The sequence below is a fragment of the Limnohabitans sp. TS-CS-82 genome (assembly GCF_002943475.1).
Genome location: NZ_PTQX01000022.1, coordinates 1 through 22,892 on the forward strand (window position 1 = coordinate 1; position 22,892 = coordinate 22,892).

At 58.3% G+C, this 22,892-nt stretch carries 23 protein-coding genes and 1 pseudogene; 7 read left to right on the plus strand and 17 right to left on the minus strand.

The features are described 5' to 3' along the window. From C5F52_RS27760 to C5F52_RS27775, 4 genes and pseudogenes are all read right to left on the minus strand, one after another. The coding region (locus tag C5F52_RS27760; protein ID WP_146100181.1) for a transposase at window positions 1-231 on the minus strand (231 nt) is incomplete at its 3' end. Window positions 232-333: 102 nt separating this feature from the next. Continuing rightward, window positions 334-912 (minus strand): recombinase family protein, encoded by a 579-nt coding sequence (locus C5F52_RS27765; protein WP_104801619.1) that lies wholly within the window; start codon window positions 910-912, stop codon window positions 334-336. Between the two features lie 108 nt (window positions 913-1,020). Continuing rightward, entirely contained in the window at window positions 1,021-2,169 is a 1,149-nt protein-coding gene (locus tag C5F52_RS29805; RefSeq protein ID WP_146100182.1) for a hypothetical protein, read from the minus strand. Between the two features lie 443 nt (window positions 2,170-2,612). After that, window positions 2,613-3,686, minus strand: a pseudogene (locus C5F52_RS27775) (YifB family Mg chelatase-like AAA ATPase); the annotation flags it as partial. Window positions 3,687-3,897: 211 nt separating this feature from the next. On the opposite strand from C5F52_RS27775, the gene C5F52_RS27780 reads away from it, so the two are divergent. The 5 genes from C5F52_RS27780 (at window position 3,898) to glcF (ending at window position 9,142) form a co-directional block, all read left to right on the plus strand. Further along, complete coding sequence (locus C5F52_RS27780; protein ID WP_236658035.1) at window positions 3,898-4,647, plus strand: TorF family putative porin; 750 nt, start codon at window positions 3,898-3,900, stop codon at window positions 4,645-4,647. Between the two features lie 33 nt (window positions 4,648-4,680). After that, window positions 4,681-5,019: a P-II family nitrogen regulator gene (locus tag C5F52_RS27785; RefSeq protein WP_100133666.1), complete on the plus strand. Its 339-nt coding sequence runs from the start codon at window positions 4,681-4,683 to the stop codon at window positions 5,017-5,019. A gap of 38 nt (window positions 5,020-5,057) precedes the next feature. After that, window positions 5,058-6,530: an ammonium transporter gene (locus C5F52_RS27790; RefSeq protein ID WP_104801623.1), complete on the plus strand. Its 1,473-nt coding sequence runs from the start codon at window positions 5,058-5,060 to the stop codon at window positions 6,528-6,530. Between the two features lie 155 nt (window positions 6,531-6,685). Next, a complete protein-coding gene (gene glcE, locus C5F52_RS27795; RefSeq protein WP_236658036.1) occupies window positions 6,686-7,870 on the plus strand; it encodes a glycolate oxidase subunit GlcE in 1,185 nt (394 codons plus the stop codon). Between the two features lie 27 nt (window positions 7,871-7,897). Continuing rightward, on the plus strand, window positions 7,898-9,142 hold the full coding sequence (glcF, locus tag C5F52_RS27800; protein ID WP_104801624.1) for a glycolate oxidase subunit GlcF: 1,245 nt from the start codon (window positions 7,898-7,900) through the stop codon (window positions 9,140-9,142). A gap of 118 nt (window positions 9,143-9,260) precedes the next feature. Here glcF and C5F52_RS27805 read toward each other — a convergent pair whose 3' ends face one another. Genes C5F52_RS27805 through lplT form a run of 3 tightly spaced genes read right to left on the minus strand, consistent with a single transcriptional unit; the run spans window position 9,261 to window position 12,006 of the window. After that, window positions 9,261-9,746 carry a glutathione peroxidase gene (locus tag C5F52_RS27805; protein ID WP_104801625.1) on the minus strand — a complete coding sequence of 162 codons (486 nt, stop codon included), beginning with the start codon at window positions 9,744-9,746 and terminating at the stop codon, window positions 9,261-9,263. Window positions 9,747-9,803: 57 nt separating this feature from the next. Further along, the gene (locus tag C5F52_RS27810) at window positions 9,804-10,697 is read right to left on the minus strand and encodes a DMT family transporter (protein ID WP_104801626.1); all 894 of its coding nucleotides are present in this window, start codon (window positions 10,695-10,697) and stop codon (window positions 9,804-9,806) included. A gap of 1 nt (window position 10,698) precedes the next feature. Beyond that, window positions 10,699-12,006 carry a lysophospholipid transporter LplT gene (lplT, locus tag C5F52_RS27815; protein WP_104801627.1) on the minus strand — a complete coding sequence of 436 codons (1,308 nt, stop codon included), beginning with the start codon at window positions 12,004-12,006 and terminating at the stop codon, window positions 10,699-10,701. 109 nt (window positions 12,007-12,115) lie between these two features. Between lplT and alr the strand changes: the two genes are divergently transcribed. Further along, window positions 12,116-13,225, plus strand: coding sequence for an alanine racemase (gene alr / locus C5F52_RS27820; protein ID WP_104801628.1), 1,110 nt, complete (start codon window positions 12,116-12,118; stop codon window positions 13,223-13,225). Window positions 13,226-13,241: 16 nt separating this feature from the next. Then, complete coding sequence (locus C5F52_RS27825; protein WP_369954630.1) at window positions 13,242-14,123, plus strand: EamA family transporter; 882 nt, start codon at window positions 13,242-13,244, stop codon at window positions 14,121-14,123. Window positions 14,124-14,267: 144 nt separating this feature from the next. Here the strand turns inward: C5F52_RS27825 and C5F52_RS27830 are convergent, their stop codons facing one another. The 10 genes from C5F52_RS27830 to hpaR form a co-directional block, all read right to left on the minus strand. Further along, a complete protein-coding gene (locus C5F52_RS27830; RefSeq protein WP_104801630.1) occupies window positions 14,268-15,323 on the minus strand; it encodes a 2-dehydropantoate 2-reductase in 1,056 nt (351 codons plus the stop codon). Further along, the gene (locus C5F52_RS27835) at window positions 15,320-16,081 is read right to left on the minus strand and encodes a class II aldolase/adducin family protein (protein ID WP_104801631.1); all 762 of its coding nucleotides are present in this window, start codon (window positions 16,079-16,081) and stop codon (window positions 15,320-15,322) included. Before C5F52_RS27835 ends, C5F52_RS27830 begins: the two co-directional genes overlap by 4 nt. 40 nt (window positions 16,082-16,121) lie before the next feature. Beyond that, on the minus strand, window positions 16,122-16,943 hold the full coding sequence (locus C5F52_RS27840) for an aldolase/citrate lyase family protein (RefSeq protein WP_104801632.1): 822 nt from the start codon (window positions 16,941-16,943) through the stop codon (window positions 16,122-16,124). 37 nt (window positions 16,944-16,980) lie between these two features. After that, the gene (gene hpaH, locus C5F52_RS27845) at window positions 16,981-17,796 is read right to left on the minus strand and encodes a 2-oxo-hept-4-ene-1,7-dioate hydratase (protein WP_104801633.1); all 816 of its coding nucleotides are present in this window, start codon (window positions 17,794-17,796) and stop codon (window positions 16,981-16,983) included. A 23-nt stretch (window positions 17,797-17,819) separates the two neighbouring features. Then, entirely contained in the window at window positions 17,820-18,293 is a 474-nt protein-coding gene (locus tag C5F52_RS27850; protein WP_104801634.1) for a 5-carboxymethyl-2-hydroxymuconate Delta-isomerase, read from the minus strand. 13 nt (window positions 18,294-18,306) lie between these two features. Next, the gene (hpaD, locus tag C5F52_RS27855; RefSeq protein WP_104801635.1) at window positions 18,307-19,230 is read right to left on the minus strand and encodes a 3,4-dihydroxyphenylacetate 2,3-dioxygenase; all 924 of its coding nucleotides are present in this window, start codon (window positions 19,228-19,230) and stop codon (window positions 18,307-18,309) included. Window positions 19,231-19,232: 2 nt separating this feature from the next. Continuing rightward, window positions 19,233-20,705, minus strand: a complete 1,473-nt coding sequence (gene hpaE, locus C5F52_RS27860) for a 5-carboxymethyl-2-hydroxymuconate semialdehyde dehydrogenase (protein WP_104801636.1) — start codon at window positions 20,703-20,705, stop codon at window positions 19,233-19,235. 62 nt (window positions 20,706-20,767) lie between these two features. Beyond that, complete coding sequence (locus C5F52_RS27865) at window positions 20,768-21,586, minus strand: fumarylacetoacetate hydrolase family protein (protein ID WP_104801637.1); 819 nt, start codon at window positions 21,584-21,586, stop codon at window positions 20,768-20,770. After that, on the minus strand, window positions 21,583-22,290 hold the full coding sequence (locus tag C5F52_RS27870; protein WP_104801638.1) for a fumarylacetoacetate hydrolase family protein: 708 nt from the start codon (window positions 22,288-22,290) through the stop codon (window positions 21,583-21,585). Before C5F52_RS27870 ends, C5F52_RS27865 begins: the two co-directional genes overlap by 4 nt. 15 nt (window positions 22,291-22,305) lie before the next feature. Then, window positions 22,306-22,788, minus strand: a complete 483-nt coding sequence (gene hpaR, locus C5F52_RS27875) for a homoprotocatechuate degradation operon regulator HpaR (RefSeq protein ID WP_104801639.1) — start codon at window positions 22,786-22,788, stop codon at window positions 22,306-22,308. Between the last annotated feature and the right edge of the window lie 104 nt (window positions 22,789-22,892).

The window sequence follows — 22,892 nt, forward strand, 5'->3', positions numbered from 1 at the left end:
GCCAAACTCGCCCTTGAGCGTTTTGCGGCTCTTGCCGTTTCGGGTGTTGCCCTTGGGATTGGCAACGGGTTCGTTCTTGCCGTGCCCAAGGTGCTCAGCCATCTCGGCTTCAAGGGCTCGCTCGACCAAGCGTTTGGTCAATTGTTTGAGAAGCCCGTTTTCTCCGATGAGGTCTTCAGGCTTTTTGTAATCCGCCAACAGGCGGTCTATCAGTTCGTTGCTTACGGTCATTTCTCTTCCTTTGAAGATGAAGGCAGTTTCCTGCCATTAGACCGTTTACACAAAATCTAGGACACGCCCGATAAGCTGCTAAACGTACGTCAGTAGCGGCAATTAGGCTCGACAGTAGTTCTTAACAGTAGCTTCGCTGATTTTGAATTGTCTAGCCGTTTGGCTAATGCTGGCGCTGTTCAACTCTCGCCATGCTTTAACCTGTACTTGATTGGCGGCTTCAGGACGACCTAATCGTATTTTGCCTTTATGGGTCTTACCAGTAGCTTCGAAGCTAGCTTTAGCGACTGCACGACCTGCGGCTGTGCGTTCTCTAATTTTGCTTCTTTCCATTTCTGCTACTTGAGCTAACAGGGCAACTATCATTTTCCCGATATCGCCATGAATCCTGCCGATACCGTGGATATCCAGTTCTACCCCCTTTTCTAGCAGTTGCTTGACGGTTAGCTGAACGTCGATTGAGTCACGACCAAGGCGGTCGATTGCATAACAACTGACTAAGTCTCCAGCTCTGGCAACGAGCATCAGCTCTGATAACCCTTTTCTATCCTTAGCCATAACACTGCCGCTTATTCCTGAATCAATGAACTCCGCATCAAAGTTGCTGCCAATGGCTTGGCGTTGAGCTTCAATAGTTTGGGAATTGGTACTGACTCTGAAGTAGGCGAAGTGTTTAGACATTTTTTAAGTGAGCTATAAAGATAGGGTGATTTTATAGCTAGATAAAAAGATGGTCAATAGCCATTTGATAGCCGTTGGCAAGAAAGTTACAGCTTGTTAGCCATAGCTTTAGAACGAAGCAAATTCTTGGCACTTTAAATTAGCGCTGCTTTGATATCGATGCATTGACATACAGAATGAATCTAGCGGTGTTAGTTCATTTTCTAAAAGAGTAATCTTTTCTTTACATTCAATAGGAACAGCATAGTAATCAGGCGCTGGTTTACCTTCGAAGACAATGTCAACTTTGCAGTCGTGGAGCCAGTTTAATGCTTGCTCAACTATGAAGTCTTCGTAGCCGCTAGGTGTATCTAATTCTTTTAGCGCGTATATCTTAATTCCAAAGTAGCATTCATAATGCAGTTGATTGATAAGCCAATAAGTCCAATGGTCCGTTTTATTTAAGCGTTCTATTTCATGCTTTAAGACTTCAGTCACAGTTGCTGCACTTGATGTTTTATTAAATGTCGAAATACCATGATGTACGGCAATTTCTTTAATCATACTTAAGGTGGCTGTAGCAGGTATGCTCGTGAGCCCTGTTAGCTTCTTAAGCAATTGTTCTCTTTGATTTGTTAGCTGGACAGCACTAAGGAATTTATTGAATTCATCACCTAAGTAGGCTCTAGCTTTACCAAGTATTTCAGCTGGGCTATCGTTAGTCTTTACAGTCCATTTAGGAGATAAGCTGCTTTTAAGTATGTGCCTGCCTGTACCTTCAGTTGCAATAGACTTATGTTTCAGATTCCATTTTGCAGGTGTAATTACTAGATTTTCAGGATGAATCGTACCAATTGAAGTCTCATTACCTTTTGCTGAAAATACGTGACTTAAATGGTAGTCCTCTTGGGGTGTACCTTCTTTAACGGCACTGTATCTGGTAGCTTTGCGTTTAATTCGATTTAGTTCGTGCAGCATTTCAGACGTAAACCCTCTAAGAATTTCAACTGTGCCAGAACGTCTAATTTGGTTAAATAGATACAATCCGTAAGACGATTTCTTTAGCTGGTTAAATTTCTTGGTTAATCTATCTTTTCTGCTTTTAGTTTTTCTTCTACGTAGAATTTTCCTATCAGATGCTTGCTGCTTATCCTTGTGTTCTCTAGAGCAGTAGATTTGTTTGTAGTTATTACCTACAAAATTAGCATTACAATATGGACACTTTAAGTAATTATTGGAGTTACTAATGTAGGTTAGTGATTCTTTCTGTTTGGGCAAATTCTTTCTCCCTGTTCTTGAGTTGGTTAGTTAGTAGTTCTTGCACCGCGATGTTTAGCAAGTGCATGACCCCCATGCCTGTAATTGTTTTAAGTTGCTCAAGGTTTGCAACTGTTCTGTCGTTAAATTGGATATACATAAATCTTCAGGTTTCAATAGGCGTAAAAAAGGACCAAGCTGGAATAAACCAGTGGTCCGTTATGAGCACATTAAATGCTAATTTTTATACCTATATTGTAGTGTACAAATTAAGAAAAGTCAAATTTGAAACTTATATGAGTAATATATTTAAATAAATTGTATATTTATTGATAGTAAATTGTTACATTGACGGTTTCGAACTGTTATTGAAACATTAATAAATTGTGATGTAAACCAATAAATGATGAATAAGTACTATGTGCAAGCACCAAAGGGAACAAAATATAGGTTCATGCTAACTAACTAATCTTCTGAAACTTGGCCGGAAAACGCGCTTGCCGTGCCGCCCGTGAAATGGTGATGTGCCCGTTCTCTAGCGGTTCGCGCAAGGCTTCTAGCGCGCTGCGGTTCACTTCAGCCAGTTCGTCCAAAAACAGCACGCCGTGGTGCGCCAATGAGATCTCACCCGGGCGCGGGGGCGTGCCCCCGCCCACTAACGCGACAGATGTCGCGGTGTGATGCGGACTCCGCGTCGGCCGTTGCTGCCATTGGTTCAGCTCGAAGCGCCCTGCCAAGCTGGCGATGGCGGCACTCTCCAGTGCCTCGTCCAGCGTCATGGGCGGCAGCAGGGCGGCAAAGCGTTGGGCCAGCATGGATTTGCCGGTGCCGGGTGGTCCTACCAACAACAGAGAGTGGCCACCCGCCGCTGCAATTTCTAAAGCACGTCGGGGGGCTGCTTGGCCCTTCACCTCAGACAAATCAAGGCCATGCACATGCGCTGTGTTCTGGTGAACAGGCGAGGCAATGCGGCACCAACCGCTGGCATCGCTGAGCGGTGGTGTGGCGGTGGTCAGCCCCGGCTTGGCAAAGTGCGCCACCACATCGCTCAAATGCTGGGCGCGGTACACCTCGGCCGTGGGCACCAATGCGGCTTCTTCGGCGCTGCCCGGCGGCAAGACCAAACGTGTTCGCAAACCCGCGCTGTGCAGTGCCAGCCCCATGGCCAAAGCCCCGCGCACTGGGCGTAACTCGCCCGACAACGACAGCTCCCCCGCAAACTCGTGCAAGGCCAACGCGGCTTCGTCGAGTTGACCGTGCGCGGCCAAGATGCCCAAGGCAATGGGCAAGTCAAACCGCCCCGAATCTTTGGGCAGATCGGCAGGGGCGAGGTTGACCGTGATGCGTTTGTTGCTTGGAAAGTCCAAACCCGCGTTTTGAATGGCGCAGCGCACCCGTTCACGTGCTTCTTTCACCTCGGTATCTGCCAACCCGACCAAGGTGAAACTGGGCAAACCGTTTGCCAAATGCACCTCAACGGTCACGGCAGGAGCCTGTAAACCCAAAAGTGCGCGGCTGTGAATCAAGGCGAGGGCCATAAAACTTCGCTTTCTGATGATTTATCCCCATTGCGGGGCGATTTAGAGGTATTCGCGCACCAGTTGAGTGCATCAAAATGAGGCGCCGTTCAGGCTACTGCATCACTTTGGGTCTTAGGGCAGGTGTTGGGGCCACTTTTGTGGACTTCTGCGCTGGCACGGACCCTGCTAAGTAGGTGTATCCCTTTTTAATTTTTCAATGGAGAACACTATGAAACTCAAGTCCAAATTGCTCTTGGCCCTGTTGGCCACTTCTTCGGCAGCTTTCGCTCAAACCGCACCTGCTGCACCTGAGTCGACACTGGGCTACAACGTGGGTGTGGCTTCTGAGTACCGTTACCGTGCCATTGGCCAATCACGCGGTGAGCCAGCTTTGCAAGGCGGTGTCGATTACGCACACAGCAATGGTTTCTATGCAGGTGCGTGGGGTTCGACCATCAAGTGGATCAAAGACGCAGGCGCAACAGACGGTTCGACCGAGCTGGACCTCTATGGCGGTTACAAATTTGAAGCCGCTGGTTTGGCTTATGACGTGGGTTTCTTGCGTTACGAATACGTGGGCAACAAACTCAAAAATGTGTCTGGTTTTACCAATGCCAACACCAATGAGGCTTACGCTGCTGTGACGGCAGGTCCTGCTACTGTGAAGTATTCATACAGCTTGAGCGACTTGTTCGGCAATATCAACTCCAAAGGCAGCAGCTATTTGGAAGCAAGCGCCACATTTGACTTGGGCAACGGTTACACACTCACACCACATGCCGGTCGTCAAGCCGTCAAAAACAACACCATCTATAGCTACACAGACGTATCTTTGACCGCTGCGAAAGATTTGGGTGATGGTTTGTCTGCCAGCGTTTCCGCCATCAGCACCAACGTCAAATCGGCTTACACCAACGCCGTTAATGGCTACAACGGTGGCAAGAGCATCGTTGTCGTCGGCGTGAAGTACAGCTTCTAAGCCCCAAGCGCAACGTCTTTTATTGGAGCAACCATGAAACTCATCACCGCCATCATCAAACCCTTCAAGTTGGACGAGGTCCGCGAGGCCTTGTCGCAAATTGGGGTGCAGGGCATCACCGTGACCGAAGTCAAAGGCTTTGGTCGTCAAAAAGGTCACACCGAGTTGTATCGCGGTGCTGAGTACGTGGTTGACTTCTTGCCTAAGGTCAAGATCGAAGCTGCGGTTGACGCCGAGCATGTGGACCGTGCCATCGAAGCCATTGAGGGCGCAGCCCGCACCGGCAAGATCGGCGACGGCAAGATTTTTGTTTACGACCTCGAACAAGTGGTTCGCATCCGCACCGGTGAAACCGGTCCGGAAGCCCTCTGATCGCAGCGCCCCATCGTCCTTTCGAAAGAAGATCCATCATGAAAAAACTGCTCGCTTCCCTTGCCCTAGGCTTGGGTCTGCTGTTTGGCGGCGCGGCCGTCATGGCGCAGACCGCTGCCCCTGCGGCGCCCGTCGCCGAAGCCAAAGTGGCTGCCCCCGCAGCCGCTGCTGAAGCCCCCGCTGCTGCCGCACCGGTCGCCGTCCCTAACAAGGGCGACACCGCTTGGATGACCATCTCCACCATCTTGGTGATCTTGATGACCATCCCTGGTCTGGCCTTGTTCTACGGCGGTTTGGTCCGCAGCAAGAACATGCTCTCTGTCTTGATGCAAGTCTTCGTGGTCACCGCGCTGATTTACGTCTTGTGGGTCATCTACGGCTACTCCTTCACCTTCACGGGCGGCTCACCATTCATTGGTGGCATGGACAAGCTGTTCTTCAAAGGCATCACGCCTGACTCCATTGCTGCCACGTTCAGCAAAGGCGTTGTGATTCCTGAGTTGACCTTTGCGGCCTTCCAAGCCACGTTCGCGGCCATCACTTGCACCTTGATCGTGGGTGCTTTCGCTGAACGCGCTCGCTTCTCGGCTGTGTTGTTGTTCTGCGCTCTGTGGTTCACCTTCAGCTACATGCCAGTCGCGCACATGGTTTGGTACTGGGACGGCCCAGATGCGATCACCGACGCTGCTTCCCTTGACGCTGTGACGGCCGCTGCTGGCTGGTTGTGGGCCAAAGGTGCGCTCGACTTCGCAGGCGGTACTGTGGTGCACATCAACGCTGCTGTGGCAGGTTTGGTCGGCGCTTACGTGATCGGCAAACGCACAGGCTACGGCAAAGAATCGATGGCCCCTCACAGCTTGACATTGACCATGGTGGGCGCTGCCTTGCTGTGGGTGGGTTGGTTCGGCTTCAACGCTGGCTCTAACCTCGAAGCCAACGGCGTGACGGCACTGGCCTTCATGAACACCTTGGTGGCGACCGCTGCCGCGACCTTGAGCTGGATTGCTGGCGAAGGCCTCTCCAAAGGCAAGGCCTCGATGTTGGGCGCTGCGTCCGGTGCGGTTGCTGGTTTGGTGGCCATCACCCCAGCGTGCGGATTCGTCGGCCCCATGGGTGCCATCGTGATCGGTTTGTTGGCAGGCTTCATCTGCTTGTGGGGCGTGAATGGTCTCAAGCGCATGTTGGGTGCTGACGATTCCTTGGACGTCTTCGGTGTCCACGGCGTGGGCGGTATCTTGGGTGCTTTGTTGACCGGCGTGTTTGCTGCGCCATCGTTGGGCGGCACTGGCGTGTATGACTACGTGGCCAACGCTGTGAACCCTGAGTACTCGATTTCTGGCCAAGTTTGGATCCAGTTCCAAGCGATCGCCACCACCATCGTGTGGTCGGCAGTGGTCTCCTTCATCGCTTACAAGTTGGTTGATCTGGTGATCGGTCTGCGTGTGACGGAAGAAGAAGAGCGCGAAGGCTTGGACATCAGCTCACACGGCGAAACCGCCTACCACCGTTAAAAATCAAGGTTTATTTCAAGTTTTCCTTGGACTTTTAGCCCGCCTCACGGCGGGCTTTTTTTCGTCTGTGCGTCGGCGGCAGGTGTCGCACGCGCAGCGATTTTTGACGGGGTTGTTCAAAAAATTCAAATGAGGACCTCAAGGCAGCGGCTACCATGAACCCCATGCAAGACACCCTGCAACACACCCTCCAAGATTTCACCGATCGCATTCTTCAAGCCTCCCAAACCGGCCAGCCTTTGCGCTTGCGCGGCGGTGGCACCAAAGACTTTTTAGGCCAAAGCCTGCAAGGCGAGGTGTTGGACACCACGGCCTACAGCGGCATCTTGAGTTACGAGCCGAGTGAGCTGGTGATCACCGTGCGCTGCGGCACGCCCTTGGCTGCGGTGGAAGCCGCCTTGGCAGAAAAAGGTCAGAGCTTTGCCTTTGAGCCACCGCATTTTGGTGCTGGCGCGACGATTGGCGGCATGGTTGCCGCGGGTTTGAGCGGCCCCGCCCGTGCCAGTGTGGGCACGGTGCGCGATTTTGTGCTGGGCGCCCGCGTGATCAACGGCAAAGGCGAGCACCTCACCTTCGGCGGTCAGGTGATGAAAAACGTGGCGGGCTACGACGTGTCGCGTTTGCTCGCGGGCAGTTGGGGCCAGCTGGGCCTCATCACCGAAGTGTCTTTGAAGGTGTTGCCTGTGGCGCCCGGCGAAGCCACTTTGGTGTGCGCAGGTGTGAGCCAAGCGCAAGCCTTGAAGCTGATCAACCAATGGGGCGGTCAGCCCCTGCCCTTGAATGCCAGCGCGTGGGTACACGACACCACGGCCAACCCCGCGCAAGACTTTTTCTTTGTGCGCCTGCGCGGTGCTGTTGCTGCCGTCGACGCGGCGGTGACCAAGATGAGCGCTGAGGTGCAAGCCTTGGGCGCGCACGTCACGCGCATGGACAGCGCACAAGTCACCGCCGACTGGCATGCCAGTGGCGAGCAAACCTTGGACTTTTTCAAAGCCCCCACCGAGCAAGATTGCTTGTGGCGCTTGAGCGTGCCGCAAACCGCCCCTGTGCTCGACGTGCGTGTGAACGGCACAACCTGCGCGCAATACATCGAATGGCACGGCGCGCAGCGGTGGTTGTGGGCACCGGCATCCGCTGTGAATTCCGTGCGCGAGGCTGCGCTAAAGGCGGGCGGCCATGCCACCTTGTTCCGCACCAGCGCTGCGAGCCGACAAACTTTGGGCGATGTCGACAAGCAAGTGGGCGTCTACACCCCGCTCAATGCCGTGCAACAACGCATTCAAAACGAACTCAAAAAACAGTTTGACCCAGCGGGCATCTTCAACCCCGGTCGCGCTTAATACCCAGACCAAACCTCAGAGCCACACATGCAAACCAACCTGGCCCCCCAATACGTCGGCACGCCCGAAGGTGAAGCAGCCGAAGCCATCTTGCGCAAGTGCGTGCACTGCGGTTTTTGCACCGCGACGTGTCCCACCTACCAACTCTTGGGCGACGAGTTAGACGGCCCACGCGGGCGCATCTATTTGATGAAGCAAGTGTTTGAAGGTGCCACGCCCACACGCGCCACGCAACAGCACTTGGACCGCTGCCTCACCTGCCGCAACTGCGAAAGCACCTGCCCCAGCGGCGTGCAATACGGCCACTTGGTGGATGTCGGCCGCAAAGTGGTCGATGCGCAAGTGCCGCGCCCCTTGGGCGAACGCGTGCTGCGTTGGGCCCTGAAAGAAGGCTTGCCCTCGCCGCTGTTTGCCCCTGCCATGAAGTTGGGCCAAGCCGTGCGCGGCGTTCTGCCGGCCAAGCTCAAAGCCAAAGTGCCTGCGCCGCAAGCTGCTGGCGCCTGGCCGACGCAAACGCACGCCCGCAAAGTGTTGATGCTGGCTGGTTGCGTGCAGCCCGCCATGTTGCCCAACATCAACACCGCCACCGCACGCGTGTTGAATGCCGCAGGCATTCAAACCGTGGTCGCCCCCAAAGCGGGTTGTTGCGGTGCGGTGAAATTCCACTTGAACGACCAAGACGGCGGCATGGCCCACATGCGCGCCAACATCGACGCGTGGTGGCCTTTTGTCGAACAAGGTAGTCCTAATGAAGTTGAGGCCATCGTGATGAACGCCTCAGGCTGCGGCGTGATGGTCAAAGACTACGGCCATGTGCTGAAAGACGATGCTGCCTACGCCGCCAAAGCCAAGCGCATCAGCGAACTCACCCAAGACCTGAGCGAGCTCTTGCCCGACTTGGTGCCCGTGCTCAAACCCAAACTCAATCCTGCAGCCTTGGCCAACGCGGGCATGCAAGCTTTCCACCCGCCCTGCACCTTGCAGCATGGCCAGCAACTCAAGGGCGGCGTTGAAAAGCACCTGGCCGAATTGGGCTTTGCCATTCAAGTGGCCAACACCGAAGCGCATTTGTGTTGCGGGTCGGCGGGCACCTACAGCGTGTTGAACCCTGAGATCAGCACCACCTTGCGCGACCGTAAATTGGGCCACTTAGATGCGCTGCAACCCAAAGCCATCCTGAGCGCCAACGTCGGCTGCATCACCCACTTGCAAAGCGGCACCGATGTGCCGGTGAAGCATTGGGTGGAGGTGTTGGACGCGGCGTTGAACTGAAAATTGTGCGAGATTGAAGATTGGCATAACGCTATGTCACGCAAAGGATTTTTCAATTTTTGAGAGATTTTTTGCGAGATTAAATGCGACTTTGTGTGCAGCTTTTAAGTCGTCAATCTCAAGCTCCCAATGCCGCCTCAATATCCCCCGCCAGTTTGGCTGGCGCATCCATCGACGCATAGCGTTTGATCACGCGTCCGTCTTTGCCGACCAAGAACTTGGTGAAGTTCCATTTGATGCCTTCACTGCCCAGCAGCCCCGGTGCTTCTGCTTTGAGCCACTGAAACAACGGGTGGGCGTCTGCGCCATTGACGTTCACTTTTTCCATCATCGTGAAGCTCACGCCGTAGTTTTTTTGGCAAAACGCGCCAATCTCGGCGTTTGTCCCCGCGTCTTGCGCACCGAATTGGTTGCACGGAAAGCCCATCACCACCAAGCCTTGCGGGCCGTAGGTTTTGTGCAGCGCCTCTAAGCCTTCAAATTGCGGCGTGAAGCCGCAGGCACTGGCGGTGTTGACGATGAGCAAAACTTTGCCCTTCAGGTCGGCCAAGGCCAAGGGCGTGCCGTCGATGCGGGTGGCGGTGAAGTCGGTCAACGTGGTCATGGGGGGTGTCTTTCAAAGCATGTGCCAACGTGTGAATGCTTGGCACGTCAAAGTTCATCAAGCGGGGGGCTTGTCCGTGTGCACTTGTGATGCCAGCAACGCAGCCAACACAATCATGCCCCCACCCAGCCCCAAGCGCCACGTCAGCACCGATGCCCCTGCTGCGACCGAGGACACGCTGGCAAACACCACCTCCGACATCATCAGCATGGCGGTGGTGTGCGCGCTCAAACGGGCTGCACCATATTGCAAGGCGAAGTTCGACACCAAAAACGCCACGCTCAAGCCCAGCACCCAAGGGGCCCATTGCGGCGCGTGCGCCAAGGGCATCGTTAACGCAGGCACGATGCCCGTGACCGTTGCCAATGTGGCGCATACAACAGCCATCAAGGCCCCGCCGCCAAACATGGCCACCATGCGTGTCGCGTCTGGCGTGTGCTGCAAACGCAGCAACAAAATATTGGTTAACGCGAAGCACATGCCCGCCAGCAGGGCCAACATGTCAGGCAAGTCTTGCGGAATGGGCCACGGCGTGTCGGGGGTTTTGAGCACGAGCACCACGCCCGCCAATGCCAAACCCATGCGCGCCAAAGCGCCGCGGGTGGGGCGTTCTTTGAGCAGCCACCACGCCAACAACAGCGCCCAAGTGGGCATCAAATAAAACAGCAACACCACGCGCACCACATCGCCGGTGGTGACGGCCCAGTTGAAGCCCACGTTGGTCAGGCCCGAGGCCGCCATCAGCCACCAAAGTTCGGGGTGTGTTCGGAGGTGTTGCCAAGCGCGCGGGTAGGCCACCATGAGGCCCATCCAAGCCACGGCAAAGACCGCGGCGGTGGCCCACAAAGGGTGTAACCCTTCGATCTGAAGTTGGCGCAAAGGCCACCAAGACAAGCCCCACACCAAGGCATTGAGCACCAAGCCCAACGCAGGTAGCAAAGGCTTGTTCACCTTAGCCGTGCAAGTCGTCGTTGCGGGCGATGTGCATCAAGCGCGCGAGTTCTTCGCGGTGGTGCACATGGTTGTGGGCATGCCAGAGTTTGATCAGCCACATCACATAGCCCACCAGCACGCCAAAGGCGGTGATGGCGCCAAATGCGCTCAGGCCGATGCTGGTGGAGAAGGTGTAGAGGCCACCCAGTCCCAAAATACACAGCTGTTCGTTCAGGTTTTGCACGGCGATGGAGCGGCCCGCGCCCATCAGGTTGTGGCCACGGTGTTGCAGCAACGCGTTCATAGGGACAACCAAGAAACCACCCAAGCCACCTAAAACGATCAAGAAAGGCACGGCCAGCCACAGGTTGTCAATGAAGTTCATGCCCACCACAAACACGCCCATGGCGATGCCCAAGGGCATCAAGCGGGTGGCGTGGTCGAGCTTCATCTTCATCGATGCCACCACGGCGCCGACCGCTGTGCCAATGGCCACCACGCCCACCAAGCTTGAGGCTTGGGTGGTGCTGTAGCCCAAAGCTGCGGCGCTCCACGCGAGCACGATGTAGCGCAAGTTGCCGCTCACGCCCCAGAACAAGGTGGTCGTGGCCAACGAGATTTGGCCCAATTTGTCTTGCCACAGTCGCTTGTTGCAATCCCAAAAGTCGGGGACCAAGGCCAACAGGTTGTGCGCCATGCTTTTCTCGGGATCGGCTTGCATGGGCGTCAAGGTAGCGCCGGTGTTGGGGATGCGGGTGTTGAACCACGCGGCCAAGGCATACAAGGGGATCAGCAAACAGATGGCGGCTTCAGCCGAAGAGTCGATGCCTGTGGTCACAAAAGGCAAGTCAAACGACAGCAGCCAAGCGGAGAGGTTGTGACCCACCAGTTGGCCGCCGAGCAAAACGCCCAAGATGATGGAGGCAATGGTCAAGCCTTCGATCCAACCGTTGGCCTTGACCAGCTGAGAGGAGGGCAGCAGCTCGGTCAAGATGCCGTATTTGGCTGGCGAATACGCCGCAGCACCCAAGCCCACCACGGCATAAGCCGCCAAAGGGTGCACGCCAAACAGCATCATCAAGCAGCCCACCACTTTGATGGAGTTGCTCATGAACATCACCTCGCCTTTGGGGCGCGAGTCGGCGAAGGCGCCAACAAACGGGGCCAAAACCACGTAAAACAAGGCAAACATGGGCACCAGAGCCGCGCGTTGCCATTCGGCAGCGCCGTCTGATTTGAGTAATTCGACGGCTGTGACAAACAGTGCGTTGTCGGCCAACGAACTGAAAAATTGAGCCGACATGATGGTGTAGAAACCGCGCTTCATGGGGGGAGTGGAGCAAGACGCGCACATGAATGTGCGGAGTAGCGTTGCCGTGACTTCTTTCTAGTGATAACGGCCAAGGTTATATCACGCGGGTGCCACAATATTGGCCATGCCCCGCCCGATTCAAGCCCATGTCCATACCGACGCTCTGCGTCACAACCTGCAGCGCATGCACGCTGCAGCACCCGATGCACGCATGTGGGCCGTCGTCAAAGCCAATGCCTATGGCCACGGCATTGAGCGGGTGTTTGAGGGCTTGCGGGCTGCCGATGGCTTTGCCTTGCTTGACCTTGACGAGGCACAGCGCCTGCGGGCCTTGGGCTGGCGCGGCCCCATCCTTTTGCTAGAGGGCGTGTTTGAGCCCCGTGACTTGGAGCTGTGCTCGCGTCTCGACCTGTGGCACACCGTGCATTGCGACGCGCAAATTGACATGCTCAGCCGTCACAAGACCCAAGTGCCCCACCGGGTGTTTCTCAAAATGAACAGTGGTATGAACCGCTTGGGGTTCACACCCGTGCGCTTCCGATCGGCGTGGACGCGGCTGAACCTGTTGCCCCAAGTTGACGAAATTTCGCTCATCACCCATTTCAGCGACGCCGATGGCCCCAAAGGCTTGGCCGAGCAAATGGCTGTGTTTGCCCGCACCACCCAAGATTTACCTGGCGAGCGCAGCACCTGCAACAGCGCGGCATTGCTGCGTCACGCCACCGACCCCGTCGTCGCCGCAGATTGGGTGCGCCCCGGCATTGCGTTGTACGGCAGCTCGCCCGATTTTCCTGAACACGACATCATGCATTGGGACTTGCAGCCCACGCTCACCTTGAGCAGCCGCATCATCGCAGTGCAGCAGCTGCAAGCGGGCGACACCGTGGGTTACGGCTCTTCTTTCAAAGCGGAATCTGCGCTGCGTTTGGGCGTGGTGGCCTGCGGATACGCCGACGGCTACCCCCGCCACTGCCCGACGGGTACGCCTGTGTTGGTGAACGGCGTGCGCACCCGCACCTTGGGCCGCGTCAGCATGGACATGATCGCCGTCGACTTGACCCCGTGCCCCGACGCTGACTTTGGCAGCGAGGTCACCCTGTGGGGCCGCGCTGCCAACGGCGCCGTGTTGCCCATCGACGAGGTGGCTCAAGCCGCAGGCACCGTGGGCTACGAGCTGATGTGTGCCGTGTCTGCCCGCGTGGGCTTTGTTGCTGAAACCGAGTCGAAAGCTTGAGACCATGAGTCAACACCTGCCCCTGCGTCACGGTCTGCTGGCGCTTGCCGTGGTGGCGGTGTGGGGCAGCAACTTTGTAGTCATCAAAAATGCCTTGGCCGATTTGCCGCCTCTGCTGTTTGCGGCCTTGCGGTTTTCGTTGGCCTTCGTGCCCGCCGCTTTCTTTTTGCCCAAACCCAATGTGCCGTGGCGCAATTTGGCCGCCTATGGCTTGCTGATTGGCTTGGTGCAGTTTGGTTCGCTGTACATGGCCATCAATGGGCACATCGCGCCTGGCTTGGCGTCGCTGGTGGTGCAAACGCAGGTGTTTTTCACCATTGGCTTGGCCATGTATGTGGCCAAAGAGCGCTTGCGCCGTTTTCAGTGGGTGGCGTTGGCGTTGGCGGTGTCAGGCATTGCCGTCATTGGCGCGCACACCGACGCCAGCACCACCGTTCTTGGCTTGGGCCTCGTGCTCCTCGCTGCCTTGGGTTGGTCCATCGGCAACATGGTGGGCAAGCAAGCCGGCCAAGTGAACATGCTGGCCTATGTGGTCTGGTCCAGCGGCTTTGCCGTGCTGCCCTTGTTCGTCTTGTCGTGGCTGGTCGAAGGCGCCCCCGCCATGCAAGCCGGACTCGCCCGCGCCACCTGGGGCACTTGGCTGGCCGTGGCTTGGCAGTCCTTTGGCAACACCCTCTTTGGCTACGCCGCTTGGGGCTGGTTACTCGCCCGTAACCCCGCCTCCACCATCACCCCCATGGCCTTGCTCGTGCCCGTTTTTGGCATGGGCGCCTCAGCCCTGTTGCTCGCCGAACCCTTGCCCGCCTGGAAACTCATCGCCGCAGGCTTGGTCATGACCGGCTTGGCGCTGAACGTGTTGTGGCCGCATTGGCAAGAACGCCAAGCCGTCAAAAATTGACGCACGTTAAACAGCGCAAGTGCACCAACACGCGAACAAGCAAGCAAGAAAACGGAACACTCCGTCACACGAACAGTCAGCCACTCAAACATCGCAGCGAGCGCCGGCTGCGCCCCTTCGCGGGGCCAAGGCCAGCGCAAAGAATCAAGCAGCCGGATAAAGCCCCAGCTCCTGTGCCTGCAACCTAGCCAACCCCAGCAGAGCATCGGTAAAAGGCGTTGCCACCCCCACGATCTGCCCCAACTCCCGCACCGCCCCCACCAACGCATCCAGCTCAACAGCACGCTTGGCTTCCACGTCTTGCAGCATCGAGGTTTTGAACGCGCCCAGCTTGCGGGTGACGGCGTGGCGGTCTTCCGGTTGCTGGTCGATGGGAATGCCGATGGCCGCGCCAATCGCCTTGGCCTCCAACATCACCTGCGAGATGAAGCCGCGTACCAGCGGGTCATTCAAAATCTTGTCGGTGGTGGCGCCGGTTAAAGCGCTGACGGGGTTGACCGTCATGTTGCCCCACAGCTTGTACCAAGTGTCTTTTTGAATCTGCGGCGACAGCGTGGCGTCAAAGCCTGCGCTTTGCAGCAGGGCATGCAGCGCTTGCACGCGTGGGCTGACCTCACCCGAAGGCTCACCCACGATCAGGCCGTTGCCAAAGTGATGCTGCACCTCGGCGGGGCCACGCAGCGAACAACTGGCGTGCACCACACAGCCGATGATGTGTTGTGCGGGAATGTTTTGGGCGATGCGCCCTTGCGGGTCCACGCTGGCGAGGGGCGTGTTGGCATAGGCGCCACCAAAGCCTTGCAAGAACCACCACGGCACGCCGTTCATCGCCGTCAGCACCACGGTGTGCGGGCCAATCAGCGGTGCGATGTGTTGCGCGACCTCGGCCAACGCGGGCGCTTTGACGGCAATGACCACGAGGTCTTGCACGCCCAAATCGGCAGGCTGCGCGCTGGCTTTGACGGGCACGCAGAGGGGAAGCGTGTTTGCTGGCGATGCTGAAGCGTTGCCAGCTGCACCAACAGCACCCGCCGCATTGGGTGTCGCCATGTGCAAGCGCAGCCCATGCTGCTGCAACGCTGCCAGCGTCGCGCCGCGTGCGACCACCGAGAGTTTCACACCAGGCTGCTGCGCCAGTCGGGCACCGATCCAGCCGCCAATGGCGCCTGCGCCGTAAATACAAACTTTGGAAAACGTCATTGTTGGTAGCTCGCGTCGATGCGGTTGACTTGACGCACGAGCGCGTCAAACACGTCCACGCCTGCGCCGCCGTGTTGGTTGTCGAATTGCAGCGAGTCGCGGGTGCATTTGGCAGCCACGGGCTCGGGCACCGCAATAGGCGCGCCCATGCTCAAGGTCGCCAGTTGAATTTCGCAGGCCCGTTGTAGGGTCCACAAAATGGCGAAGGTTTCGGGCACGGTGCTGCCCCACGCCAACAGGCCGTGGTTGCGCAAGATCACGGCTTGTTTGCGGCCAATGCTTTGCAGCACGCGCGGACCCTCGTCGGCGTGGATGGTGATGCCCTCGAAGTCGTGGTACGCCACCATGTTGTGCAGCTGCGCCGAGTAAAAGTTGCTCTGCGACAAGCCGCCTTGCAAGCAGGCCACCGCCACACCCGCGGTGGTGTGGGTGTGCATCACGCAGTGCGCGCCGTCGAGGCCCGCGTGTAAGGTGGCGTGCACCACAAAGCCCGCAGGGTTCACGCGGTGGGTGGAGCCGTCAAGCACCTCGCCTTGGAGGTTGATCTTCACCAAGTTGCTGGCGGTCACTTCGCTGTAATGCAAACCAAACGGGTTGATCAAAAACTGCTTGTCATCGCCGCTCACGCTGTGCGGCACGCGCACCGTGATGTGGTTGTAGATCATCTCGGTCCAGCCCAGCATGGCAAAGATGCGGTAGCAGGCCGCGAGCTGCACGCGGGCAGCCCACTCGTCAGGGTGAAAGCGGTGTTGTGTCATGGCGAACTCCTAGCGATGCAATGCGTGGTGTGCCGTGCAATCAGTACACACGGCCTTTGTCGTTGGCGGGGTTGGCCGTTGGCAAGCTGTCTTTGAACTTGGCGGCCAGCGCCGAGGTTTGACGCGCCAAGATCACCGCGTCCACGCCCACGGCGACAAACAAAGCGCCGAGCGAGAGGTAATGGCGAGCCAAGGTTTCGTCGCCCATCAAGATGCCGGGGGCTTTGCCCGCTTTGCGGATGCGCGAAATCGCGTCTTCAATGGCCGCTTGCACTTCGGGGTGCATGGGGTTGCCGATGTGGCCCATGGAGGCCGACAAATCGGCAGGGCCGATGAACACGCCGTCCACGCCTTCGGTGGCGGCGATGGCGTCGAGGTTTTTCAGGGCTTCACGGGTTTCGGCTTGCACCAGCACGCACACCTGTGCGTTGGCTTCTTTGCCGTAGTTGGGGTAACGGCCCCAGCGTGCGGCGCGTGTGCCCGCCATGCCGCGGATGCCACCTTTGCCGTCGTCTTGCGGATAGCGGCAGGCTTTGACGATGGCCGCAGCTTGCTCGGCCGTGTCGACCATGGGCACCAACACGGTGGGCGCGCCAATGTCCAAGATTTGTTTCAGCAACGCGGGGTGGTCGTGCGGCACGCGCACCACGGGGTTGGCGCCGGGGTAGGCAGCCACGGTTTGTAGCTGCGAGAGCAAGGTGGTCAGGTCGTTGGGGCCGTGCTCGCCGTCGAGCACCAGCCAATCAAAGCCAGCGCCGGCGCAAATTTCGGCGGCGACGGCGTTGCCCAAGCCCATCCATAAACCGATTTGGGCTTGCTTGTTGTGAAGGGCTTGTTTGAAAGCGTTGACAGGTGTTTGCATGGTGTGACCGTTTGAATAAAAGAGGGTTGAAGAGGGATTAAACAAAGCGAAATTGCAAGCAGCCCAAGGGGCCGTAGTCTGCCTCAAAGAGGTCGCCGACTTTGGCACCCACGGGACGCGTGAACGAGCCTGCCAGCACCACCTCGCCGGCTTGCAGGTGTTCACCCCAGGGCGCGAGTTTGTTGGCCAGCCAGGCCACGCCAATGGCGGGGTCGCCTTGCACGCCTGCGGCGAGTCCGGTTTCTTCCACCACGCCGTTTTGGCGCAGCACCGCGCCGCACCACGGCAGGTCGGTGGTGTTGGGGTCGACATGCGCGCCGCCCAGCACGATGCCCGCGTTGGCCGCGTTGTCGCTGATGGTGTCGAACACTTTGCGCATCACTTTCGTGTGGCGGTCGAATTGCTCAATGCGCGAGTCGATGATCTCGATCGCGGGCGTCACGTAGTCGGTGGCGGCCAGCACTTGGGCCACGGTGACGTTGGGGCCGCGCAGTTCGTGTTTGAGCACAAAGGCCAGCTCCACTTCCACGCGTGGGGCGATGAAGTTTTTCACCGGAATGTTCAGCACTTGACCGGGCGTGCAGGTGTAGCGCATGTGCTCCAGCAAGGTTCCGTAGTCGGGCTCGTCAATCTGACTGGCCTGCTGCATGGCGCGGCTGGTCAGGCCTATTTTGTGGCCCATCACTTGGTGGCCTTCGGCCAGCTTCAGCTCCATCCACGCGCGGTTGATGCGGTAGCCGTCTTCGATGGTCATGCCAGGAAAACGCTTGGAGAAGTGCTCAATTTGTACGCCCGATTTTTCGGACTGGTTCAACTCAGCGGCGAGTTGTTGGATCAAGGAATCAGCAAACATGGAAAGCCTTTGCAAAGAAGGAATCAGGACTTGTTGAACAGCGGGTGCAGGTTGCTGTGCTTGTTGTCGAACACCTCGTTGCCCACGTCCACTTGGAAGGTGATGCCGATGTGGCGTTGGCCAAACACGTCGGCCAAGTGCGCATGGGCAACGTCGGCCAGCGTTTGGCCTGCGCGCTGCAGCGTGGCTTCTGTGCGGCCTCGGCCCACGCGCAGGTTGAGGTACACAAAGGCGTAGTCGCTGGAGTCGCCCGACCCGTTGGGGCCGCTGTGTGGGTTGCTGTTGAACTGCGCGGCTTCCCGTCCCGCTGTACCCCCATCGGCCACGGCGTAGTGCGCGGCAGGGTAGGCCAGCACGCGTGTGCCGCCGGTGGGAAATACGGGCTTGCCCGCCTCGTCTTTGATGGTGAGCATGGCGTCGGCCAAGCGGCGACACAGCAGGCCCATGTCGGTTTCGCGGTCGAGTTGACCGGTGTAGAGAATGACCAAGTGCGGCATGTGCGTCTCCTTGTTAAAGGCGGTTCACCGCTTGAAAACCTTGGGCCGCGCTGGCTTGCGCCGCCGGAATGTGTTCGCCGCTTTGTGGCGTGACCGGAAACACCGCATTGAGTTGCCCCGTGCCCGACGCGCCAAAGTACGGCGTGATGATTTCGGCGGGCGCGTCGTAACCCTTCCAGCCCAAAGCGCCCAGGAGCATGGCCGTGTCGTGCATGAAGCCTTCGCCGTGGCCTTTGCTGGTGTACTCGGGCAGCATCTCGCAGAAGGTGGCCCAGTCGCCGCGTTCCCAGATTTCTAAAACGCGTCGGTCGAGCTGTTCTAAAAACGGGCTCCACACCTTGAAGGCAAATTCAGGCGCCAAGCCGTTTTGGGCGAAGCGGTGGCTCAAAGAGCCGCTGGCCAAAAACGCCACCGTGCCGTCGTAATGCTGCTCCACCGCTTGCCGCATGGCCCAGCCCAAACGCGCGCTGTCGTTCAAGTAATGCGCTTGGCACAAGGCCGACACCGACACCACTTTGAAGTGCTGGTCGGCGTTCATGTATCGCAGCGGCACCAGCGTGCCGTATTCGGGCGCGAGCGTGGTGGCGTCGTGGGCCAAGGTGTCTACGCCAAAGTCGTTGCAGGTTTTGGCCAGTAACTTGCCCAACGCGGGGTTGCCCGGTGATTCGTAGCCGAGGTTGCTGATGAAGTGCGGCAGCTCGTTGCTGGTGTACGTGCCTTTGAAGTGGGGCGCGCAGTTGATGTGGTAACTCGCGTTCACCAACCAATGCGTGTCAAACACCACCAGAGTGTCGACGCCCAGTGCGCGGCAGCGACGGCTGATTTCGTGGTGGCCGTCAATCGCGTCTTGGCGTGACCCAAAGCGCGGCCCCGGCAACTCGCTGAGGTACATCGACGGAACGTGGGTGATTTTGGCGGCGAGTGCAACGTGGCCCATGTTCAAACTCCCCAGTGTGGAATGTGGTGGTCGCCCAAGCTGACCGCGACGTTCTTGGGTTCGCAAAATACCTCGTAGCTCCACGTACCGCCTTCACGGCCGGTGCCGCTGGCCTTGGTGCCGCCGAAGGGCTGGCGCAGGTCGCGCACGTTTTGGCTGTTCACAAAGCACATGCCCGCCTCGACCGCGGCGGCCACGCGGTGGGCTTTGCCAATGTTTTCGGTCCACACGTAGCTGCTCAAACCGTAGGCAATGTCGTTGGCCAATTCAATGGCGTGGGCTTCGTCTTTGAACGGAATCAGGCAGGCGACGGGGCCGAAGATTTCGTCTTGCGCGATCTTCATGCGGTTGTCCACATCGGCAAACACGGTGGGCCACACGAAGTTGCCGTTTTTGACGCGGGCTGACAACTCGGGTGCGTAGCTGGGGCGGTCCAAGCCGCCGCACAGCAAGGTGGCGCCTTCTTTGGGGCCGAGCTCGATGTAGCTTTTGACTTTGGCCAAATGCGCTTTGGAGATCATGGGGCCGACGATGGTTTTTTCGTCCAACGGGTCGCCCACGGTGATGCGTTTGGCGCGTTCGGTGAACTTGGCCACGAAGTCGGCGTAGATGCTTTGTTGCACCAAGATGCGGCTGCCCGCGGTGCAGCGTTCGCCGTTGTTGCTGAAGATCATGAAGATGGCGGCGTCCAAGGCGCGGTCCAAATCGGCGTCTTCAAAAATTACGAAGGGCGATTTGCCGCCTAACTCCATGCTGAACTTTTTCAAGCCTGCGGTTTTGACAATGCGGTTGCCCGTGGCCGTGGAGCCGGTGAACGAAATGGCGCGCACATCGGGGTGTGCCACCAGCGGCTCGCCCGTGTCTTGGCCGTAGCCGTGCACGAGGTTGAGCACGCCGGCGGGAATGCCGGCTTCCAACGCCAACTCGCCCAAACGGGCGGCGCTGAGGGGCGACAGCTCGCTCATCTTGAGCACGGCGGTGTTGCCAAAGGCCAAGCAGGGGGCCACTTTCCACGTGGCGGTCATGAACGGCACGTTCCACGGGCTGATCAGCGCGCACACGCCCACGGGATGAAACAGCGTGTAGTTCAGGTGCGTGGGCGTGGGGTAGGTGTGGCCGTCCACGCGGGTGCACATTTCGGCGAAGTAATGGAAGTTGTCGGCCGCACGGGGGACGAGTTGCTTGCCCGTTTGCGAGATGGTTTGGCCGCAGTCGTTGGTTTCGGTTTGCGCGATCTCGGGCACATGCTGGGCAATCAAGTCGCCGAGTTTGTGCATCAGTTTGGCGCGTTCGGGCGCAGGGGTGTTGGCCCATTTTGGAAACGCTGCTTTGGCCGCAGCCACGGCTGCGTTGACCTCGTCCGTGCCGCCCGCGGCCACGTTGGCCAGCACTTCTTGGGTGGCGGGGTTGATGGTCTCAAACGTCTGGCTGCTGCTGACGTGTTGGCCGTTGATGAGGTGTTGAATGTGTGACATGGCGGTGTGTCCGTCTGAGGTGGTCGTGTTTGTGGGATGTCGGTGTAGGGTGGCCGTACTGCTTAGCGGGGGGCCAGCGTGATGGTGTTGGTCAGCGCGCCAAGGCCTTCGATCTCGGTGACGATGACGTCGCCGGGCTGGCAGTCCACCACGCCGTCGGGGGTGCCGGTCAAGATGACGTCGCCGGGGTTCAGGGTCATGAAGCGGCTGAAGTAGGCGATGAGGGTGGGCACGTCAAAAATCATGTCGCGGGTGTTGCCGCTTTGGGTGACTTTGCCGTTGACGGTGGTTTGCAGCGCCAAGTTCATGGGGCCGCCGTATTGGGCGTGCACGTCAACGGCGTCCACCAGCCAAGGGCCGATGGGGGTGCAGGTGTCGCGGTTTTTCACGCGGAGGTTGGGGCGGTACCAGTTCTCTAAATAGTCGCGGATGGCGTAGTCGTTGGCCACGGTGTAGCCGCGCACGTAGTCGTAGGCGTCTTCTTTGTTCACGCGGCGTGCTGTGCGACCGATGACCACCGCCAACTCGCATTCGTAGTGCATGTAGGCCACGTCGGCGGGGCGCACCGTGAGCTGTTGATGACCGATGAATGACGCTTCGCCTTTGACAAACGCCAAAGGCTCTTTGGGCGGCTCTTTGAAGGCCAGTTCTTTGGCATGGTCGGCGTAGTTCAGGCCCAAAGCAATGACGGTGCGAGGCCGCGCGACGGGGGCCAAGGGGGGCAGCCATTGCACGCGGTCAAAGGCGACCAAGCGGCCATCGGCCAGCAGCAGTTGGCCGTCGTGTTCGGTGGCGTCGAAGGTGTGGCCTTCAAACTGCACGCGGGCGTGGCGCGTGGGTTTTTGCGTGGCTGTGGGTGTGTTGGCGGCTGGGCGGGTCATGCGGGCATCTCCAAAGCGGGGGCGGTCACCAGCGCGTGGCGTAAGACACCCAAACCGGGTAGGCCTTGCGCTTGAATGTCGATCACATCGCCCACGCGGGCGAGAGGGCGGTGGCCAGCCTCGGGGCCGTCTTGGCAAATGCCCAGGCCCAGCATCAACACGTCACCGGCTTGCAGGGTCATGAAGTCGTTCACATCGGCCAGCAAGTCGGGCAGCAGGCGGCGCATGTCGGCGAGGTGAACGGTTTGGCGCAGCACGCCATTGATGCGCACTTCGAGTTGCAAGGCGTTGGGGTGCGCCACATCGCTGGCGGGCACCAGCGCGGGGCCGACGCCCAAGAAGCCGTCTAAACATTTGTATTTGACGGGGGGGCGGTAAAAGCCTTGGCCTTGCACGCTGTGCGGCACCGAAACATCGTTGAGCAACACAAACCCACGCAGATGCGGGGTGCCTGCGGCATTGGGCGCGCCCATCACCACGCCCAAGGTGGCCCCGATTTCGACCTCGGGCACGTCCGCGGGGACGGGGATGGTGCTGTCGTTGATCGACCAGGTGTTGGCGGTTTTGACGTACAGCACGGGCGCGGCGGGCGGGGCTTTGTAGGGCGCCTCGTGCATGTGTGGGCTGGCGCTTTGCCATTCGGCGTTTGAATTCAACAGCACGCCATAGACGGTGCCGTGAATGGGGAGTTCGTGAGTGGTCATAGGCGGGCGGGTGAGTTATTCGGTGAGGGCGGTGGCGGTGCTGTCAGCAGGGGCTTCTAGCGCAATCACGCCGTCGAGCAGTTCGTAAAGGGCTTGCAGCTTGGCTTTGCCCAAGTGCTGTTCCATCCACTGGTAATGCGCTTCGATGGTGGCGGACAGTGTGGCGACGCGTGCGAGGCCGAGTTCGGTGGCTTGCACCACGGTGCGGCGCTGGTCGGTGGCAGCGCGCGCACGTTGAATCAAGCCATCGCGCTCCATGCGTGTCAACACCCCACTCAGGCTGGGGCCGATGATGAAGGCTTCGCGGGCGATGCGGCCGGTCTCGACCCCCGTGCCACCGTTGCCGTGGTCTTCGCCCAACACGCGCAGCACGCGCCATTGCTGGTCGCTCAAGCCTTGATCGCGCAGGCTGGGGCGGGTGTGCGCCATCACTGCTTCACGGGCTTGAAGCAACAGACGCGGCAAATTGCGGTGAATGAAGGGGGTATTGGCGCTCATTTATTTAACATGTTAAATGCTTGCAACGCCAGATTTTTCGGGGTTTACCCTTTTGAGTACTACATCACTTTCCCGTAATTACTAAGTAAAGTGAATATCTAAGT

Bases quoted from the DNA above. Each gene is read 5' to 3' on its own strand.
- C5F52_RS27765 (WP_104801619.1), bottom strand. From the start codon at position 912: ATGTCTAAACACTTCGCCTACTTCAGAGTCAGTACCAATTCCCAAACT.
- C5F52_RS27780 (WP_236658035.1), top strand. From the start codon at position 3,898: ATGAAACTCAAGTCCAAATTGCTCTTGGCCCTGTTGGCCACTTCTTCG.
- C5F52_RS27785 (WP_100133666.1), top strand. From the start codon at position 4,681: ATGAAACTCATCACCGCCATCATCAAACCCTTCAAGTTGGACGAGGTC.
- C5F52_RS27790 (WP_104801623.1), top strand. From the start codon at position 5,058: ATGAAAAAACTGCTCGCTTCCCTTGCCCTAGGCTTGGGTCTGCTGTTT.
- glcE (WP_236658036.1), top strand. From the start codon at position 6,686: ATGAACCCCATGCAAGACACCCTGCAACACACCCTCCAAGATTTCACC.
- glcF (WP_104801624.1), top strand. From the start codon at position 7,898: ATGCAAACCAACCTGGCCCCCCAATACGTCGGCACGCCCGAAGGTGAA.
- C5F52_RS27805 (WP_104801625.1), bottom strand. From the start codon at position 9,746: ATGACCACGTTGACCGACTTCACCGCCACCCGCATCGACGGCACGCCC.
- lplT (WP_104801627.1), bottom strand. From the start codon at position 12,006: ATGAAGCGCGGTTTCTACACCATCATGTCGGCTCAATTTTTCAGTTCG.
- alr (WP_104801628.1), top strand. From the start codon at position 12,116: ATGCCCCGCCCGATTCAAGCCCATGTCCATACCGACGCTCTGCGTCAC.
- C5F52_RS27830 (WP_104801630.1), bottom strand. From the start codon at position 15,323: ATGACGTTTTCCAAAGTTTGTATTTACGGCGCAGGCGCCATTGGCGGC.
- C5F52_RS27835 (WP_104801631.1), bottom strand. From the start codon at position 16,081: ATGACACAACACCGCTTTCACCCTGACGAGTGGGCTGCCCGCGTGCAG.
- C5F52_RS27840 (WP_104801632.1), bottom strand. From the start codon at position 16,943: ATGCAAACACCTGTCAACGCTTTCAAACAAGCCCTTCACAACAAGCAA.
- hpaH (WP_104801633.1), bottom strand. From the start codon at position 17,796: ATGTTTGCTGATTCCTTGATCCAACAACTCGCCGCTGAGTTGAACCAG.
- C5F52_RS27850 (WP_104801634.1), bottom strand. From the start codon at position 18,293: ATGCCGCACTTGGTCATTCTCTACACCGGTCAACTCGACCGCGAAACC.
- hpaD (WP_104801635.1), bottom strand. From the start codon at position 19,230: ATGGGCCACGTTGCACTCGCCGCCAAAATCACCCACGTTCCGTCGATG.
- hpaE (WP_104801636.1), bottom strand. From the start codon at position 20,705: ATGTCACACATTCAACACCTCATCAACGGCCAACACGTCAGCAGCAGC.
- C5F52_RS27865 (WP_104801637.1), bottom strand. From the start codon at position 21,586: ATGACCCGCCCAGCCGCCAACACACCCACAGCCACGCAAAAACCCACG.
- C5F52_RS27870 (WP_104801638.1), bottom strand. From the start codon at position 22,290: ATGACCACTCACGAACTCCCCATTCACGGCACCGTCTATGGCGTGCTG.
- hpaR (WP_104801639.1), bottom strand. From the start codon at position 22,788: ATGAGCGCCAATACCCCCTTCATTCACCGCAATTTGCCGCGTCTGTTG.